Annotated in this window: 13 protein-coding genes; 10 read left to right on the top strand and 3 right to left on the bottom strand. The window is 68.5% G+C overall.

Annotated features, from left to right (window positions below):
* Window positions 1-266: 266 nt before the first annotated feature.
* Window positions 267-2015, top strand: a complete 1749-nt coding sequence (locus OHS03_RS19025; RefSeq protein ID WP_328655914.1) for a proline--tRNA ligase — start codon at window positions 267-269, stop codon at window positions 2013-2015.
* Window positions 2016-2167: 152 nt separating this feature from the next.
* Entirely contained in the window at window positions 2168-3919 is a 1752-nt protein-coding gene (locus OHS03_RS19020) for an acyl-CoA dehydrogenase family protein (protein WP_328655912.1), read from the top strand.
* Window positions 3920-3970: 51 nt separating this feature from the next.
* Here the strand turns inward: OHS03_RS19020 and OHS03_RS19015 are convergent, their stop codons facing one another.
* Window positions 3971-4402 carry a ferritin-like domain-containing protein gene (locus OHS03_RS19015; RefSeq protein WP_328655910.1) on the bottom strand — a complete coding sequence of 144 codons (432 nt, stop codon included), beginning with the start codon at window positions 4400-4402 and terminating at the stop codon, window positions 3971-3973.
* On the bottom strand, window positions 4399-5154 hold the full coding sequence (locus OHS03_RS19010; protein WP_328655908.1) for a hypothetical protein: 756 nt from the start codon (window positions 5152-5154) through the stop codon (window positions 4399-4401). The genes OHS03_RS19015 and OHS03_RS19010 overlap by 4 nt, the downstream gene beginning before the upstream one ends.
* A gap of 157 nt (window positions 5155-5311) precedes the next feature.
* Here OHS03_RS19010 and rimP point away from each other — a divergent pair, with 157 nt between their 5' ends.
* From rimP to OHS03_RS18975, 7 genes are all read left to right on the top strand, one after another.
* Entirely contained in the window at window positions 5312-5956 is a 645-nt protein-coding gene (gene rimP, locus OHS03_RS19005) for a ribosome maturation factor RimP (RefSeq protein ID WP_328655906.1), read from the top strand.
* Window positions 5953-6981, top strand: a complete 1029-nt coding sequence (gene nusA, locus OHS03_RS19000; protein ID WP_056811539.1) for a transcription termination factor NusA — start codon at window positions 5953-5955, stop codon at window positions 6979-6981. The genes rimP and nusA overlap by 4 nt, the downstream gene beginning before the upstream one ends.
* Before the next feature lie 70 nt (window positions 6982-7051).
* Window positions 7052-7363: a YlxR family protein gene (locus OHS03_RS18995; protein WP_082843990.1), complete on the top strand. Its 312-nt coding sequence runs from the start codon at window positions 7052-7054 to the stop codon at window positions 7361-7363.
* 108 nt (window positions 7364-7471) lie between these two features.
* Window positions 7472-10504 (top strand): translation initiation factor IF-2, encoded by a 3033-nt coding sequence (infB, locus tag OHS03_RS18990; RefSeq protein WP_328655904.1) that lies wholly within the window; start codon window positions 7472-7474, stop codon window positions 10502-10504.
* A 93-nt stretch (window positions 10505-10597) separates the two neighbouring features.
* Window positions 10598-10891 (top strand): DUF503 domain-containing protein, encoded by a 294-nt coding sequence (locus tag OHS03_RS18985; protein ID WP_056811534.1) that lies wholly within the window; start codon window positions 10598-10600, stop codon window positions 10889-10891.
* A gap of 82 nt (window positions 10892-10973) precedes the next feature.
* Complete coding sequence (gene rbfA / locus OHS03_RS18980; protein ID WP_056811530.1) at window positions 10974-11420, top strand: 30S ribosome-binding factor RbfA; 447 nt, start codon at window positions 10974-10976, stop codon at window positions 11418-11420.
* A 119-nt stretch (window positions 11421-11539) separates the two neighbouring features.
* The gene (locus tag OHS03_RS18975) at window positions 11540-12538 is read left to right on the top strand and encodes a DHH family phosphoesterase (protein WP_328655902.1); all 999 of its coding nucleotides are present in this window, start codon (window positions 11540-11542) and stop codon (window positions 12536-12538) included.
* A 2-nt stretch (window positions 12539-12540) separates the two neighbouring features.
* Here OHS03_RS18975 and OHS03_RS18970 read toward each other — a convergent pair whose 3' ends face one another.
* A complete protein-coding gene (locus OHS03_RS18970; protein ID WP_328655900.1) occupies window positions 12541-13707 on the bottom strand; it encodes an MFS transporter in 1167 nt (388 codons plus the stop codon).
* Window positions 13708-13938: 231 nt separating this feature from the next.
* On the opposite strand from OHS03_RS18970, the gene OHS03_RS18965 reads away from it, so the two are divergent.
* Window positions 13939-15291: an MATE family efflux transporter gene (locus tag OHS03_RS18965; RefSeq protein ID WP_328664303.1), complete on the top strand. Its 1353-nt coding sequence runs from the start codon at window positions 13939-13941 to the stop codon at window positions 15289-15291.

Below are 15291 nucleotides of genomic sequence, written 5' to 3'. Positions count from 1 at the left end.
TCTCAGCCATTGTGACCTCCCAAGGGCAGCGTTACCGCCACCAATTTTCTGTTGTAAGTACGTAATTGACTTATGGGGAAAATGTAGTCACCAAACAATTGTCAGATGCAGTTACGTTATCAGGTTGTTATCTGATGATTGAAACAGAATTCTATTGGGTAACCTGACAGGCGCTTATATGTTCGGACCGGTTTTCGGGGTGTCGGGAGCGCTCAGGTGGTAATCGGCTGTCGCCCCGCCCGGACCAGGGACTACCCTGTGCATCCGTGATCACCCGCCTCTCCCGCCTGTTCCTGCGCACCCTGCGAGACGATCCCGCCGACGCCGAGGTGCCCAGCCACAAACTGCTCGTTCGCGCCGGCTACGTCCGTCGGGTCGCCCCCGGCATGTACTCGTGGCTGCCGCTCGGTCTGCGCACGCTGCGCAAGATCGAGGACGTCGTGCGCCAGGAGATGGACGCCACCGGCGCCCAGGAGATCTCGCTGCCGACGCTGCTGCCGCGCGAGCCCTACGAGACCACCAATCGGTGGACCGAGTACGGCCCCGGCCTGTTCCGGCTCAAGGACCGCAAGGGCGGCGACTACCTGCTCGGGCCCACCCATGAGGAACTGTTCGCGCTCACCGTGAAGGGTGAGTACAACTCCTACAAGGATCTGCCGGTCACCCTGTACCAGATCCAGACCAAGTACCGCGACGAGGAACGTCCCCGTGCGGGCATCCTGCGCGGCCGCGAGTTCGTGATGAAGGATTCCTACTCCTTCGACATCGACGACGACGGGCTGACCAACAGCTACGCCACCCATCGCAAGGCCTACCAGGCGATCTTCGAACGGCTCCGCGTCGAGTACGTGATCGTGGCCGCCACCTCCGGCGCCATGGGCGGCAGCGCGTCCGAGGAGTTCCTCGCCGCCAGTCCTGTCGGCGAGGACACCTACGTGCGCTGTGTCGAGTCCGGCTACGCGGCGAACGTGGAAGCCGTGGTCACGCCCGCGCCCGCGCCGCTGCCCATCGAGGGTCAGGCCGCCGCGGTCGAGTACGACACTCCGAACACCCCCACCATCGCGACGCTCGTCGACTGGGCCAACGAGGCGAAGGTCCTCGACCGCACGGTGACCGCCGCCGACACGTTGAAGAACGTGATGGTGAAGCTGCGCCACCCCGACGGCAAGACCGAGATCCTCGGCATCGGCGTCCCCGGTGACCGCGAGGTCGACGACAAGCGTCTCGGCGCCGCCGTCGAGCCCGCCGAGGTGGAGCTGCTCACCGAGGCCGACTTCGCCGCCAACCCGTTCCTCGTGAAGGGCTACATCGGCCCGAAGAGCTTGGCCGCCAACGGTGTTCGTTACCTCGTCGATCCCCGCGTCGCCGAGGGCACCGCGTGGATCACCGGCGCCGACGTCAAGGGCAAGCACGTTGTCGGCCTGGTCGCGGGCCGCGACTTCACCCCCGACGGCACCATCGAGGCCGCCGAGGTCCGCGACGGCGATCCCTCGCCCGACGGCGCGGGCCCGCTGGTGTCCGCGCGCGGCATCGAGATCGGCCACATCTTCCAGCTCGGCCGTAAGTACACCGACGCCTTCGATGTCGACGTGCTCGGCGAGAACGGCAAGCCGGTGCGCCTCACGATGGGCTCCTACGGCATCGGCATCTCCCGCATGGTCGCGGTGATCGCCGAACAGCAGCACGACGAGAAGGGCCTGCGCTGGCCCGCCGAGGTCGCCCCGTTCGACGTGCACGTGGTGATCGCCAACAAGGACGCCGCCGCCCGCGACGGCGCCGAACACGTCGTGGCGGGCCTGGACGCCGAGGGCCTCGAGGTCCTCTTCGACGACCGCACCGCCTCGCCCGGCGTGAAGTTCAAGGACGCCGAACTGCTCGGTATGCCCTGGATCCTGGTCATCGGCCGCGGCTGGGCCGAGGGCAAGGTGGAGCTGCGCAACCGCTTCACCGGCGAAGCCGAGGAGATCCCGGCCGAAGACGCCGTGAGCGCGGTAACCGCCAAGGTTCGCGGCTGAGTGTCATCGCACGAATCGCGCTGTCCCACTGGATGTGGGGCAGCGCGATTGCTGTCTATGGCATTCGAACTTACGGCTACGTAGGCGAAAGTGCAGGTGAGGGAGTTGCGGGGGCGGCGTGGCGAGTGGGTGGCGCTGCTAAGTTAACGGGCATGACGAGTTCGCCCAGCCTGCTTTTCAACCCGGCCACCTACGACCCGCAGCACTTCGACGCCGAGACACGTCGGCTGTTGAAGGCCACCATCGAGTGGTTCGAGTCCAAGGGCAAGGCGCAGCTGCTGGTCGAGGATCGCGACGCGGTGTGGACCTCGGAGTTCCTCGAGTTCGTCGGCAAGGAGAAGCTCTTCGCGACCTTCCTGACCCCGGCCGCCTACGCCGACGGCGACCCGAACAAGCGCTGGGACGCGGCACGCAACGCGGCGCTGGCGGAGATCTTCGGGTTCTACGGACTGGCGTACTGGTACGCCGAGCAGGTCACCATCCTCGGCCTCGGCCCGATCTGGCAGAGCGATAACGAGATCGCCAAGCGCAAGGCCGCCGCCGACCTCGACGACGGCCAGGTGATGGCGTTCGCGCTGTCCGAGCGCGACCACGGCGCCGACATCTACAACACCGACCTGATCCTCACCCCGAGCGAGCCGGGCAGTGCCGATGCCGAGGCGGGCATCCTGTTCCGGGCGAGCGGCGAGAAGTACTACATCGGCAACGGCAACGTCGCCTCGATGGTGTCGGTGTTCTCGCGCCGCGCCGACGTCGAGGGTCCGGCGGGCTACATCTGGTTCGCCGCCGACAGCCGCCACGACGACTACCACCTGATCGAGAGCGTCATCCACGGTCAGATGTATGTCAGCCACTTCCGGCTGGAGAACTACCCGGTGACCGCCGCCGACCTGCTCCACGAAGGGCCGGAGGCCTTCTCGGCCGCGCTCAACACCGTCAACGTCGGCAAGTTCAACCTCTGCCACGGCGGCATCGGCATGGTCGAGCACTCGTTCTTCGAGGCCATCACCCACGCCAACAACCGCATCCTCTACGGCAACCCCGTCACCGACTTCGCCCACGTGCGCGGCAATTTCGTCGACGCCTACGCGCGGCTGATCGCGATGAAGCTGTTCAGCGACCGCGCCGTGGACTACTTCCGCAGCGCCTCGCTCGAGGACCGCCGCTACCTGCTGTTCAACCCGATGACCAAGTCCAAGGTCACCTCCGAGGCCGAGGTCGCGATGACCCTGCTGCTGGATGTGCTGGCGGCCAAGGGATTCGAGAAGGCCACCTACTTCGCACAGGCCTCGCGCTACATCAACCACCTGCCGCGCCTCGAGGGCACCGTGCACGTGAACGTGGGGCAGATCCTGAAGTTCATGCCGAACTACCTGCTCAACCCGAAGGAATACCCGGCGATCGGCACCGACCTCGCCCCCGGCGACCAGCCGTTCTTCTGGCAGCAGGGTCCGGCGCGCGGCGCGGGCAAGGTGCAGTTCGCCGACTGGACCCCCGCCTACGAGCAGGCATCCGAGGTCCCGAATGTCGGCCGGTTCTACGAGCAGGCCCAGGCGCTGCGCAGCCTGCTGCTCACCGCGGCGCCCGACGCGGACCAGCAGAAGGACCTGGACTTCATGCTGACCATCGGCCACCTGTTCTCCACGGTGGTCTACGGGCAGCTGATTCTCGAGCAGGCCGAGCTCACCGGGCTCGACCGCGATGTGCTCGATCAGATCTTCGACTTCCAGATCCGCGACTTCAACACCCAGGCAGCGGCGCTGCTCGGCAAGCCGTCGGTCACCGAGGCTCAACGAGCCTGGGCGATCGGGGCCCTGCGCAGCCCGGTTGCCGACGCCGAGCGGTTCGGTCGGGTGTGGCAGCAGGTGGAGGCCTACGACGGCGCGTACGCGATGCGCCCGTAGTCGGGCCCTCGGTTCCGGGTGGGTCGCCGATCTACCCGGAACCGATCTTGCCTACGCTCGCCCGGGGAAGGTGACGGTGATCGGCACCGATCCCAGAATCACCTGCCAGCGAGCGCGGCGAACGGCGGCTTCGGTGAGCGCCTCCGTCGCGGTGGCGCGCACCGTTTCGTCGGTCGCGTTTTCGACGACCGCGTACCACGCTGCGGCGCAATCGGATTCGACGCTCACCGCCAGATGCGCCGCCGGGATCGGATTGTCGACCGGGGCGGGCGGGGTATAGGCGGCGCCGGGGGCGTCCGGTGCCGTGCCGTCGGCTTCGAGTAGCTCGATCGTGGCGTCGCGGCGGGCTCGATGCGCGGCGCCGAACTCGGCGACCATGCGGGACCGGTCGGCGTTGGCGTACGCGGCGATCAGGCCGTAGGAGTACACGGCGGCGTACTCGGCGTCGAGCGCGTTCTGGAGGGTCTTTCGCTGTTCGGTCATGTCAGCAGGACTCCTGCCTGGGTGGCGCAGGCCGCACTGATCGACGCGAGAAGTCCGGCGCGATAACCGGATTCGGTGCGGGCCAGGGTGGCGGCGGCCTGTTGGGAGCGAACCAGCTGATCACGCAACTGTGCGACGGTGGTCGGCTGCGCGGCCGCGGTCTCGACCTCCGAAGCGGACACGGGGGAGCCGTCGGGGCCGGGCACGGTCAGCACGCCCGTGCGATGCACCGGGGTGGTGCCGTCGCCGTAAACGCCGAGTACGCGGTCGATTTCGGTGCGCAGCGCCTCGGCGTGCGCGGTGCGCTCGGTGGCGATCGTGCTCAGCGCGGCGTTCGACTGCGGCGCCAACGCGATCGCGGCCGTCGCGGCGGCGGCATCGGCTCTGGCCATGATCTCTTGCGCGGCAAGAGGATCCGGCGCGTGCACGGTATCGTCCTCGGCACAGGCGGCTAGCACGGCCACCGCGGGAATGCCGATCGCGCTCGCTCCGACCAGACGGAACAGCGTGCGGCGGCGCCAGGCGGAGCGTGTGTCGGCTCGCGCGGGCGTGGAGGGTGAAAGCTGCTGCACCGGTGTGGGATGCGGCACTGCGACGGGTGGGTGCGACGAGTTCACGCCGGTAGGAGCCGGGGTCGACCCGGCCAGGCGCGTGGTGGCAGGCTCGACCCGCGACTGCGGGGGGTCGTGCCGGTCGGAGCGCATGCCGGAAGGTCGCCCGGCTCTCGGCGGGACGGTATGGCGGTGGGGCACGAACACCATCGTGCCAGATGGCACGCCTCGGGCACGCCCGAGTCGGACCGGTGCGTGGTGCCCAGCGCCTGGTCCTTTACACTCTCTGAGCGCGTTACGCTAGACCTTCGGCGTAGATATTTCCGATCGCGTCACAACTGAACCAGGAGCCGCCCATATGCCGATGCCCACCGAGGAAAGGGTGAGCCAGCTAGTCGCTGAGCTCGTCGCACGCCGGGGTTTCGACCTCGAGGGCGTCGCGATCGTGGCTGCGGGCAACGGCGAGTTGGCTCCGGTTCGGGTGAAGGTCACCGTCGACAGCGACGGCCCCGCGAACCTGGACGCCATCGCCGCGATCAGCCGCGAGATGTCCGAACTTCTCGATGCCGCAGGCGATTTCGGCGATTCGGCCTACCTGCTCGAAGTGAGCACGCCCGGCGTGGAGCGCCCGCTCACCACCGAACGGCACTGGCGGCGCGCGCAGGGCCGCAAGGTCCGCGTGAAGCTGGCCGACGGTGTCGAGCGGATCGAGGGCAAGGCCCGTTTCGACGCGCGCGTCGGCCAACTCGCCGACGACGCCGCGACCGGCGGCGCCACCATCGCACTCGTCATCGGCGGCAAGACCAAGCCACATCGCGTTCACGTCCCCGTCGCCGATATCGCCGAGGCTGTCGTCCAGGTCGAATTCAACGCACCTGGCGCCGCCGAACTCGAACTCGCCGGCGGCATCGCGCCGGGCCGCCCGGTACCGGGCGAAGAGCCCGCCGACCTAGCCGCGCCAGGACAACACCTTGACACTCCCACCGAAGGGGTTGCGGAATGAATATTGAAATCGAAGCCTTGCGGGCGATTGTCGCCGACAAAGGCATCTCGATCGAGACCGTGATCTCGGCGATCGAGTCGGCGCTGCTCACCGCTTACCGGCACACCGACGGCCACGAGGCCAACGCGCGCATCGACATCAACCAGAAGACCGGTGTGGTGCGGGTGATGGCGCGTGAACTCGACGCCGACGGCAACCTCGTCTCCGAATGGGACGACACCCCGGAGGGGTTCGGCCGCATCGCCGCGACCACCGCCCGCCAGGTGGTGCTGCAGCGGCTGCGTGACGCCGAGAACGAGAAGTCCTTCGGCGATTTCGCCACCCACGAGGGCGAGATCGTCGGCGGTGTGGTCCAGCGCGACGCCAGGGCCAACGCCCGCGGCATCGTGGTGGTTCGCATCGGCAGCGAGGCCAACGGCGCCGAGGGGCTCATCCCGCCCGCCGAACAGGTGCCGGGGGAGACCTACGAGCACGGCGATCGCATCAAGTGCTACGTCTACGGCGTCTCGCGTGGCCCGCGTGGCCCGCAGATCCAGCTCTCGCGCACCCACCCGAATCTGGTGCGGCGGCTGTTCTCGCTCGAGGTGCCCGAGATCGCCGACGGTTCCGTCGAGATCGTCGCGGTGGCCCGCGAGTCGGGACACCGTTCCAAGATCGCCGTGCAGTCCACTGTGCCCGGCGTGAACGCCAAGGGCGCGTGCATCGGTCCGATGGGCCAGCGCGTGCGCAACGTGATGAGCGAACTGGCGGGCGAGAAGATCGATATCATCGACTACGCAGAGGATCCGGCGACCTTCGTCGGCAATGCGCTGTCTCCGTCGAAGGTGGTATCGGTCACGGTCGTCGATCCCGACGCCAGGGCGGCACGGGTGATCGTGCCCGACTTCCAGCTCTCGCTGGCGATCGGCAAGGAGGGCCAGAACGCCCGCCTGGCCGCCCGTCTGACGGGTTGGCGCATCGATATCCGCAGCGACGCGGCTCCGGAACCGGACGACTCCGTCCGGCCGGAAGCGCACCGTAGTTGATTCCAGGCGCGTCGAATCCCTGCCTGCGGATGACATGTTCGTAACTTCCGGAGGGGAGGGGTTCGTCGTTATGACCGGGTCACCGGTAGAGTGGGTACAGGACCGGCCCGCGCAATCCGTTCGCACCTGTATCGGATGCCGTCAGCGCGAGCCGTCTGCCGACCTGTTGCGGATCGTGGCGCAGCATCGGAACACCGATGTCGCGATTGTTCCCGATCCGCGGCGCAGACTTCCCGGACGGGGTGCCTGGTTGCACCCCGTTTCAGTTTGTTTGCGTTCCGCAGAGCGGCGCCGAGCATTCGGCAGAGCCCTACGAGTGTCCGGAAATCTGGATATCTCAGCCCTGGAGCAGTACCTCGAGAACAGGCACGAGCACTCATGAGCACACCGTGAAGCACCAACGATGAACGTCCGTCGGAGATAACCCGAGGTCGTGCGGGCCCGCCTTACCTAGGCGGCGTCACTGCTCGACCTCTCAGTGAGGAGAGCAGTGGCAGGCAAGGCCCGCGTGCACGAGTTGGCTAAAGAGCTCGGTGTCACAAGCAAGGAACTACTCGCAAAGCTCAAGGAGCAAGGCGAGTTCGTGAAGTCGGCGTCCTCGACGGTGGAAGCACCCGTCGCACGTCGTCTGCGTGAATCTGTCGCATCGAAGTCCGCTCCGGCGGCCGATGCCAAGTCGGCGGCCCGTCCGGGCCCGTCGTCGGCAGCAGCAGCCCGTCCGGCTGCCAAGCCCACCCCCGGTGGCCCTCGCCCCGGTCCGCGTCCGGCCCCGGCCGCTCCCGCCCCGGCAGCTGCTGCTGCCGCGCCGGCCGCGCCGAAGCCGGAACCGGCCGCTCCGGTCGAGGCCAAGCCCGCTACTCCGGCACCCGCGAGCCCCGCTCCGGCCGCCGCGCAGCAGGCTCCGGCCACCAAGCCCGCAGGCGCCCCCGCGCCCGGCCCGCGTCCGGCTCCCGCCGCGCCGCGTCCGGAGCAGGCTCCCGCCGCGGGTCAGACCCGTCCGGGTCAGACCACACCCGGTGCGGCCGCACCGGGTCCGCGTCCGGCAGGTCCGGGCCCGAAGCCGGGGCCCAAGGCTCCGCGCGTCGGCAACAACCCGTTCAGCTCGGCGCCCGATCGTGAGCGTCCGGCACCGCGTCCCGCCCCGCAGGGTGGCCCGCGTCCGACTCCGGGTCAGGGCGGTCCCCGTCCGGCTCCCGGTCAGGGTGGCCCGCGTCCGGCTCCCGGTCAGGGCGGTCCCCGCCCCGGTCAGGGTGGCGGCCAGGGTCAGCGTCCGGCCGCCGCGCAGGGCGGTGCCCCGCGTCCCGGTGGTCCCCGTCCCAACCCGGGTTCGATGCCTCCGCGTCCGAACCCCGGTGCCATGCCCGCACGTTCGGCACGTCCTGCTCCCGGTGGTGCGGGTCGTCCCGGTGGCGGCGGTCGTCCCGGTGGCGCTCCCGGCGGTGGCGGCGCAGGCCGTCCCGGTGGTGGTGGCGGCGGTGGCGGTTACCGCGGTGGCGGTGGCGGTGCCCCCGGTGCTCCGGGTGCGGGTGCTCCCGCGGCCGGTGGTTTCCGTGGTCGTCCCGGTGGCGGCGGCGGTCGTCCCGGTGGTCCCGGTGGCCGTGGTGGCGCCGCGGGCGCCTTCGGTCGTCCCGGTGGCGCGGTTCGCCGTGGCCGTAAGTCGAAGCGGGCGAAGCGCGCCGAGTACGAGAACATGCAGGCTCCCGCCGTCGGTGGCGTGCGGCTGCCCCGCGGCAACGGTGAGGTCATCCGCCTCGCCCGTGGCGCGTCGCTGTCGGACTTCGCCGAGAAGATCGACGCGAACCCCGCTGCTCTCGTGCAGGCACTGTTCAACCTCGGCGAGATGGTCACCGCGACCCAGTCGGTGAACGACGAGACCCTCGAGCTGCTCGGCGGCGAGATGAACTACGTCGTCCACGTGGTCAGCCCCGAGGACGAAGATCGCGAACTGCTGCAGTCGTTCGACCTCACCTACGGCGAAGACGCCGGCGGCGAGGACGACCTCGAGCACCGTCCGCCGGTCGTGACCGTCATGGGTCACGTCGACCACGGTAAGACCCGACTGCTCGACACGATCCGTAAGGCCAACGTCGCTGAGGGCGAGGCCGGTGGCATCACCCAGCACATCGGTGCCTACCAGGTGCTCACCAACCTCAACGACGAAGAGCGCTTGATCACCTTCATCGACACCCCGGGTCACGAGGCGTTCACCGCCATGCGTGCTCGTGGTGCGAAGGCCACCGATATCGCGATCCTCGTGGTCGCGGCCGACGACGGCGTCATGCCGCAGACGGTGGAAGCGATCAACCACGCCCAGGCCGCGGATGTGCCGATCGTCGTCGCGATCAACAAGATCGACAAAGAGGGTGCGAACCCGGACAAGATCAAGCAGCAGCTCACCGAGTACGGCCTGGTCACCGAGGAGTACGGCGGCGACACCATGTTCGTCAACATCTCGGCCAAGCAGGGCACCAACATCGATCAGCTGCTCGAAGCAGTGCTGCTGACCGCGGATGCCTCGCTCGACCTGCGGGCCAACCCGGACATGGACGCCCAGGGTGTCGCCATCGAGGCGCACCTCGACCGCGGCCGTGGCCCCGTTGCCACTGTGCTCATCCAGCGCGGCACCCTGCGCGTCGGTGACTCGATCGTGGCGGGCGACGCCTACGGTCGCGTCCGTCGCATGGTCGACGAGCACGGCGCGGACGTCCACGCGGCGACCCCGTCACGTCCGGTCCAGGTCATCGGTTTCACCTCCGTCCCCGGCGCTGGTGACAACCTGATCGTGGTCGAGGAAGACCGCATCGCCCGTCAGATCGCCGATCGCCGCAATGCGCGTAAGCGCAATGCGCTGGCCGCTCGCAGCCGCAAGCGGATCAGCCTGGAAGATCTGGATGCCGCTCTGAAGGAGACTTCGGAGCTCAACCTGATCCTCAAGGGCGACAACTCCGGTACCGTCGAGGCCCTCGAAGAGGCCCTTCTCGGTATCGAGATCGACGACGAGGTGCGTCTGCGCGTCATCGACCGCGGTGTCGGTGGCGTCACCGAGACCAACGTCAACCTGGCGTCGGCCTCCAACGCGATCATCATCGGCTTCAACGTCCGCGCGGAGGGCAAGGCCACTGAGCTGGCCAACCGCGAAGGCGTCGACATCCGGTACTACTCGGTCATCTACCAGGCGATCGACGAGATCGAGAAGGCCCTCAAGGGCATGCTCAAGCCGATCTACGAAGAGGTCGAGCTGGGCCGCGCCGAGATCCGCGCGATCTTCCGTTCGTCGAAGATCGGCAACATCGCCGGTTGCATGGTCACCTCCGGCTCGGTCAAGCGCAACGCCAAGGCGCGCCTGATCCGTGACGGTCGAGTGGTCGCGGAGACGATGACCATCTCCTCGCTCAAGCGGGAGAAGGACGACGCTCCTGAGGTTCGCGAAGGTTTCGAGTGCGGTATGACCGTCACCTACAGCGACATCAAGGACGGCGACATCATCGAGGCTTACGAGCTTCGTGAAAAGCCGCGCGACTGATCAACGCAATACCGTTCGACCCACGCCGCATCCGATTCTTCGGGTGCGGCGTGGGGTCTTGCGGGATCCCCATCTACCAGGAGGTGAGCACCGCTGTTCATCGGTGCGCTCGAATTCGATCTACTGCTCGGTGACGTGCATTCGCTCAAGGAGAAGCGGTCGGTGATCCGGCCGATCCTCGCCGAGCTACAGAAGCGCTTCGGCGTGAATGCCGCCGAAGCCGGAGATCAAGACCTGCACCGCCGGGCCCTGCTCGGTGTGGCCATGGTCAGTGCGGAAACGGGACACCTGAACGAGGTGCTCGACAAGTGTGAGCGGCACGTTGCCGCGCGTCCGGAGATAGAGTTGCTGGCAGTACGCCGCCGGATCTTCGGACCCGAAGACTAGGCTGCGGCACGGGTGTCACGGGTCCGCCAGGCGCAAGCCTGCGTAGGGCCCCACCCGCGCCGCCGAAGAGAGGAGCTCAGCCATGGTTGATCAAGCCAGGGCACGCCGGCTCGCCAAGCGGATTTCCGCGATTGTGGCCACCGCGATCGAATACGAGATCAAAGATCCGCGGCTGCGGTTCGTCACCGTCACCGATGCCAAGGTGACCGGCGATCTGCGCGAGGCGAATATCTATTACACGGTGATGGGTGAGACCATCGACGCCGAACCCGACTATGCCGAAGCCGCCGCCGGGCTCGACGCGGCCAAGGGCGTGTTGCGGTCCAAGGTGGGCGCCGGTACCGGAGTGAAGTTCACCCCGATCCTGTCCTTCACGCTGGACAAGGTGCCCGAGGTGGCCCGCGAGATGGAAGAGTTGCTCGCCAGGGCTCGCGCCATCGACGACGAGGTGGCCAAGGTCGCCGCCAACGCCAAGCACGCGGGTGACGCCGACCCGTACAAGGTCGATCGCGACGACGAAGACGAGTAGGCAGGCATGTCCGGTCATCGCCCGGGGGCGGTAGCTCGAGTGACCACGCAGGGCGTCGCGTCCTGTTCGGCAGGCGCCGCCTTGTCCGGCCGTGGACCGGTGGCCTGCGTGGACGCCGGATGACCAGCGTCCGCGACGGGACCGAACTGGGCGCGGCCGTCGCCGCATTGGCGGCGGCGCGTTCGGTGACCATCCTGTGCCATGTGCAGCCCGATGCCGACACCGTCGGGAGCGGGCTCGCGCTGGCCATGGCGCTGCACCGGCGCGATATACCGGTGTGCGTGTCCTTCGCCGAGCCCGCTGAGCTGCCCGCCTCGCTGCGCACCCTGCCCGGGGTGCAATTGGTCGTGCCACCGGCGCAGGTGCCGCGCGAGGTCGACCTGTTGATCGTCGTCGACTGTGGCGCGCGCAGTCGTCTCGGTGCGCTGGCCGACCGATTACCCGGCGCGACAATGACATTGGTGATCGATCACCATCGCGCCAACGACGGCTTCGGCACCGTCGACCTGATCGACGAATCCGCGGCCTCGACCACCGAACTGGTGACCCGGCTTCTCGACGCCTGGGGTGTGGAGATCGACGCCGATATCGCGCACTGCCTGTTCGCGGGCCTGGTCACCGACACCGGCTCCTTCCGCTGGGCTCGTTCCGGCAGCCACGCCATGGCCGAGCGGTTGCTCGCCACCGGCATCGACGGCACCGAGATCACCCGTGTCCTGCTCGACACCCACCCCTACGCCTGGCTCCCGATGCTGTCGAAGGTGCTGTCGACGGCGGTGGTCGTGCCGTCCGCCGCCGGTGTCGGCCTGGTCTACGCGCTGGTCCGCGCCGCCGACACCCACGACGTCGGCCCCGAAGAGGTCGAAAGCGTCATCGACGTCATCCGCACCACCGCCGAAGCGGGCATCGCCGCCGTCTTCAAGGAGGCCCGCGGCCACAACGACCGCTGGACCGTCTCGCTGCGCTCCCGCGACTCCGCCCCCGGTCGCACCGACGGCGTCGACGTCGCCGCGGTCGCCGGCGTTTTCGGCGGCGGCGGCCACCGCTTCGCCGCGGGCTACACCACCTACGGCAACGCCGAAGACGTTGTGCGCGCATTGATCGCCGCGCTGGGCTGACCCTAGGTCGCGGCGACCGTCTCGTCGCGTCGTAGGCGCAGCGTCAGCGGGACGCCGAGGATCGTTGCGGTGGCGCAGAGGGTGAAGGCCAGGGCGGGCTGGTCTACGAGGAGGCCGGTCAGGGCTGCTATGACGAGGCCGCCGAGGTTGCCGGTCATCCAGATGAGGCCTGCGGCGGTGCCTTCCGCGGCGCCGGTGTGGCGTTCGGCCATGGACAGGACGATCGGGAGGGCGGGCAACAGTGTCAGGCCGATGAGGACGAACGCCAGGAAACCTGTCGCCAGGCCGGGGGCCACGGCCACGAGCAGGCAGGCGGCGGCGCTGGCGGTGAGGCCGACCAGCACGGCGGGTAGTTCGATGCCGCGGTGCAGGACCGCGACCGGTATCACCGCGCAGCCGACGACACCGGCGAGGACATTCACCAGCAGGACGACGCTGGCCGCGTCGGCGCTCACGCCGGACGGCTCCAGCAGTGCCTGGCCATAGGTCGCCAGCGCGACGAACGTGCCGAACGGGAAGAACACGGCGACGCAGAGCCGGCGCACATATCGGTCGCTGATGGTCGCTCGCAGGGTGCTGAGCGAGGTCGAGGTGCTCGCCGCGGGTCCGGTGCCCGCGCGCAGCAACTCGACGGTCAGCGCGATCGCGGCCAGGGCGGCGAAGATCGTGCCGATGGCGGTGAGGGTGATGAGCTGGCTTTCGGCGGGCAGCGCCGCGCCCAGGACGAACGCCGCCGCCATACCGGCGAAGGTGCTCGCGGTGCCGACCGCGATGCCGGTCGGCCGGTCCTTCTCCTCCAGATAGTGTCCGGCGATTCCGGTGATGGCGTTGAGCACCAGCGGTTGGGCGATCGCGACGACGGTCTGACCGATGAGCACGATCGCGAAACCGCCGTCGAGCAGGCGCAGCGCCGCACCGATCGCGGTGAGTGCCGCTCCGGCGATCAAGCTGGGCCGGAACCAGCGATCCAGCGCGATTCCGGCGGGAACGGCCAGGACGACGTAGAGCAGCGGGAACATATTGGCCAGCCACCCGACCGCGGACTCGGACACCCCGAAGTACTCGGCGGTCACGGTCGTCACCGGCGCGTAGGTGAGCCACACCAGCTGTGTCGCCGCGCCGACCAGAGCGAATGCCGTGATCACCCGCCATCGCTGCACAAACACCATCGTCGATCCTGAGTTGTTCGGGCGAACCGGGCGTCCGCGGTGTGACGTCATCCGCCCGAGCTGGGCGAACGACCAGTATCGCTGTCCATCCTGCTCGCCGTCCACACTTCGTAGCTGCGATGTCGTGCTGATCGGTGTTGTCGGTGCCATGTGTCACCATCGGCGGGTCGGCGGCATTCGCGCCAAGGGTTCGTAGTGCTGTGGGAGGTCGGTGTGGAGTCCGCTGAGTCGATGGAGGAAGCCGTGTCCGGCGGCGAGGTCGACCGGGCGGGGCCACGGCGCATTCTCGGCATCGCCGTGCCCACGCTGGGAGTGTTGGTCGCCGAGCCGCTGTATCTGCTCTTCGACATCGCGGTGGTCGGCAGGTTGGGGGCGCTGGCGCTGGCCGGGCTGGCCGTCGGCGCGGTGATCCTCGGGTCGGTGAGCACCCAGTTGACGTTCCTGTCCTATGGAACGACCGCGCGCGCGGCCCGCAGACACGGTGCGGGGGACCGGACGGGAGCGGTCGAGGAAGGCGTGCAGGCCAGTTGGGTGGGTGCGGCGGTAGGTCTGGTGATCGTGGTGGTGATCCAGCTCTTCGCGGAGCCGTTGTGTTCGGTGCTGTCCGGAGGTGGGGAGATCGCCGACGAGGCGCTGATCTGGGTGCGGATCGCGTTGTTCGGCGTGCCGCTGATCCTGCTGTCGATGGCGGGCAACGGGTGGATGCGTGGCGTGCAGGACGTGCGACGGCCGCTGACGTATGTGGTGGTGGGACTGGCGCTCTCGGCTGTGCTATGTCCGGTCCTGGTGTACGGACTGCTCGGTGCGCCGCGGATGGAACTGGCCGGTTCCGCGGTGGCGAACCTCGTCGGTCAATCGGTCTCCGGCATCCTGTTCGCCTATGCCCTGCTGCGCGAACGGGTTTCGCTGCGGCCACAACTCGCGGTGATGCGCGCCCAACTCGTTCTCGGCCGCGACCTCATCGTGCGCAGCCTGTCGTTCCAGGTCTGCTTCGTCTCCGCCGCCGCGGTGGCCGCCCGTTTCGGCGCCGCGTCCGTCGCCGCTCACCAGCTGGTCCTGCAACTCTGGAATTTCCTCGCCCTTACCCTGGATTCACTGGCCATCGCCGCTCAGACCCTGGTCGGCGCGGCCCTCGGCGCGGGAAACGCGCACGGCGCCAAGGGCATCGCCCGCAGGGTCACGGTCTGGTCCGAGATCTTCGCCCTGCTCCTGGCCGCCGTTTTCGCCGCGGGCGTGACCGTGATCCCCCTGCTGTTCACCGACGACCCCCAGGTCCTCGACCGCGCCCACGTCATCTGGTGGTTCTTCGTCGCCATGATTCCGGTCGCCGGTGCGGTGTTCGCCCTCGACGGCGTCCTGCTCGGCGCGGGCGACGCCGCGTTCCTGCGCACCGCGACCCTCGTCGCCGCCCTGACCGGCTTCCTTCCCTTGATCTGGCTGTCGCTGATCTTCGACTGGGGCGTCGCGGGAATCTGGTCGGGCCTGGTCGCCTTCATGCTGCTGCGGTTGGTCGCGGTCCTCGCCCGGGCGAAGTCGGGCCGCTGGGCCAGGGTGGGCGCCGACATACCGAGCGGGGCGGCGTGA

This window comes from Nocardia salmonicida (genome assembly GCF_036142455.1).
In the GTDB taxonomy this organism is placed as follows: Bacteria; Actinomycetota; Actinomycetes; order Mycobacteriales; family Mycobacteriaceae; genus Nocardia; species Nocardia salmonicida.
Note: the sequence above shows the minus strand (reverse complement) of the source record. Positions and strands in the feature narration are given on the sequence as shown.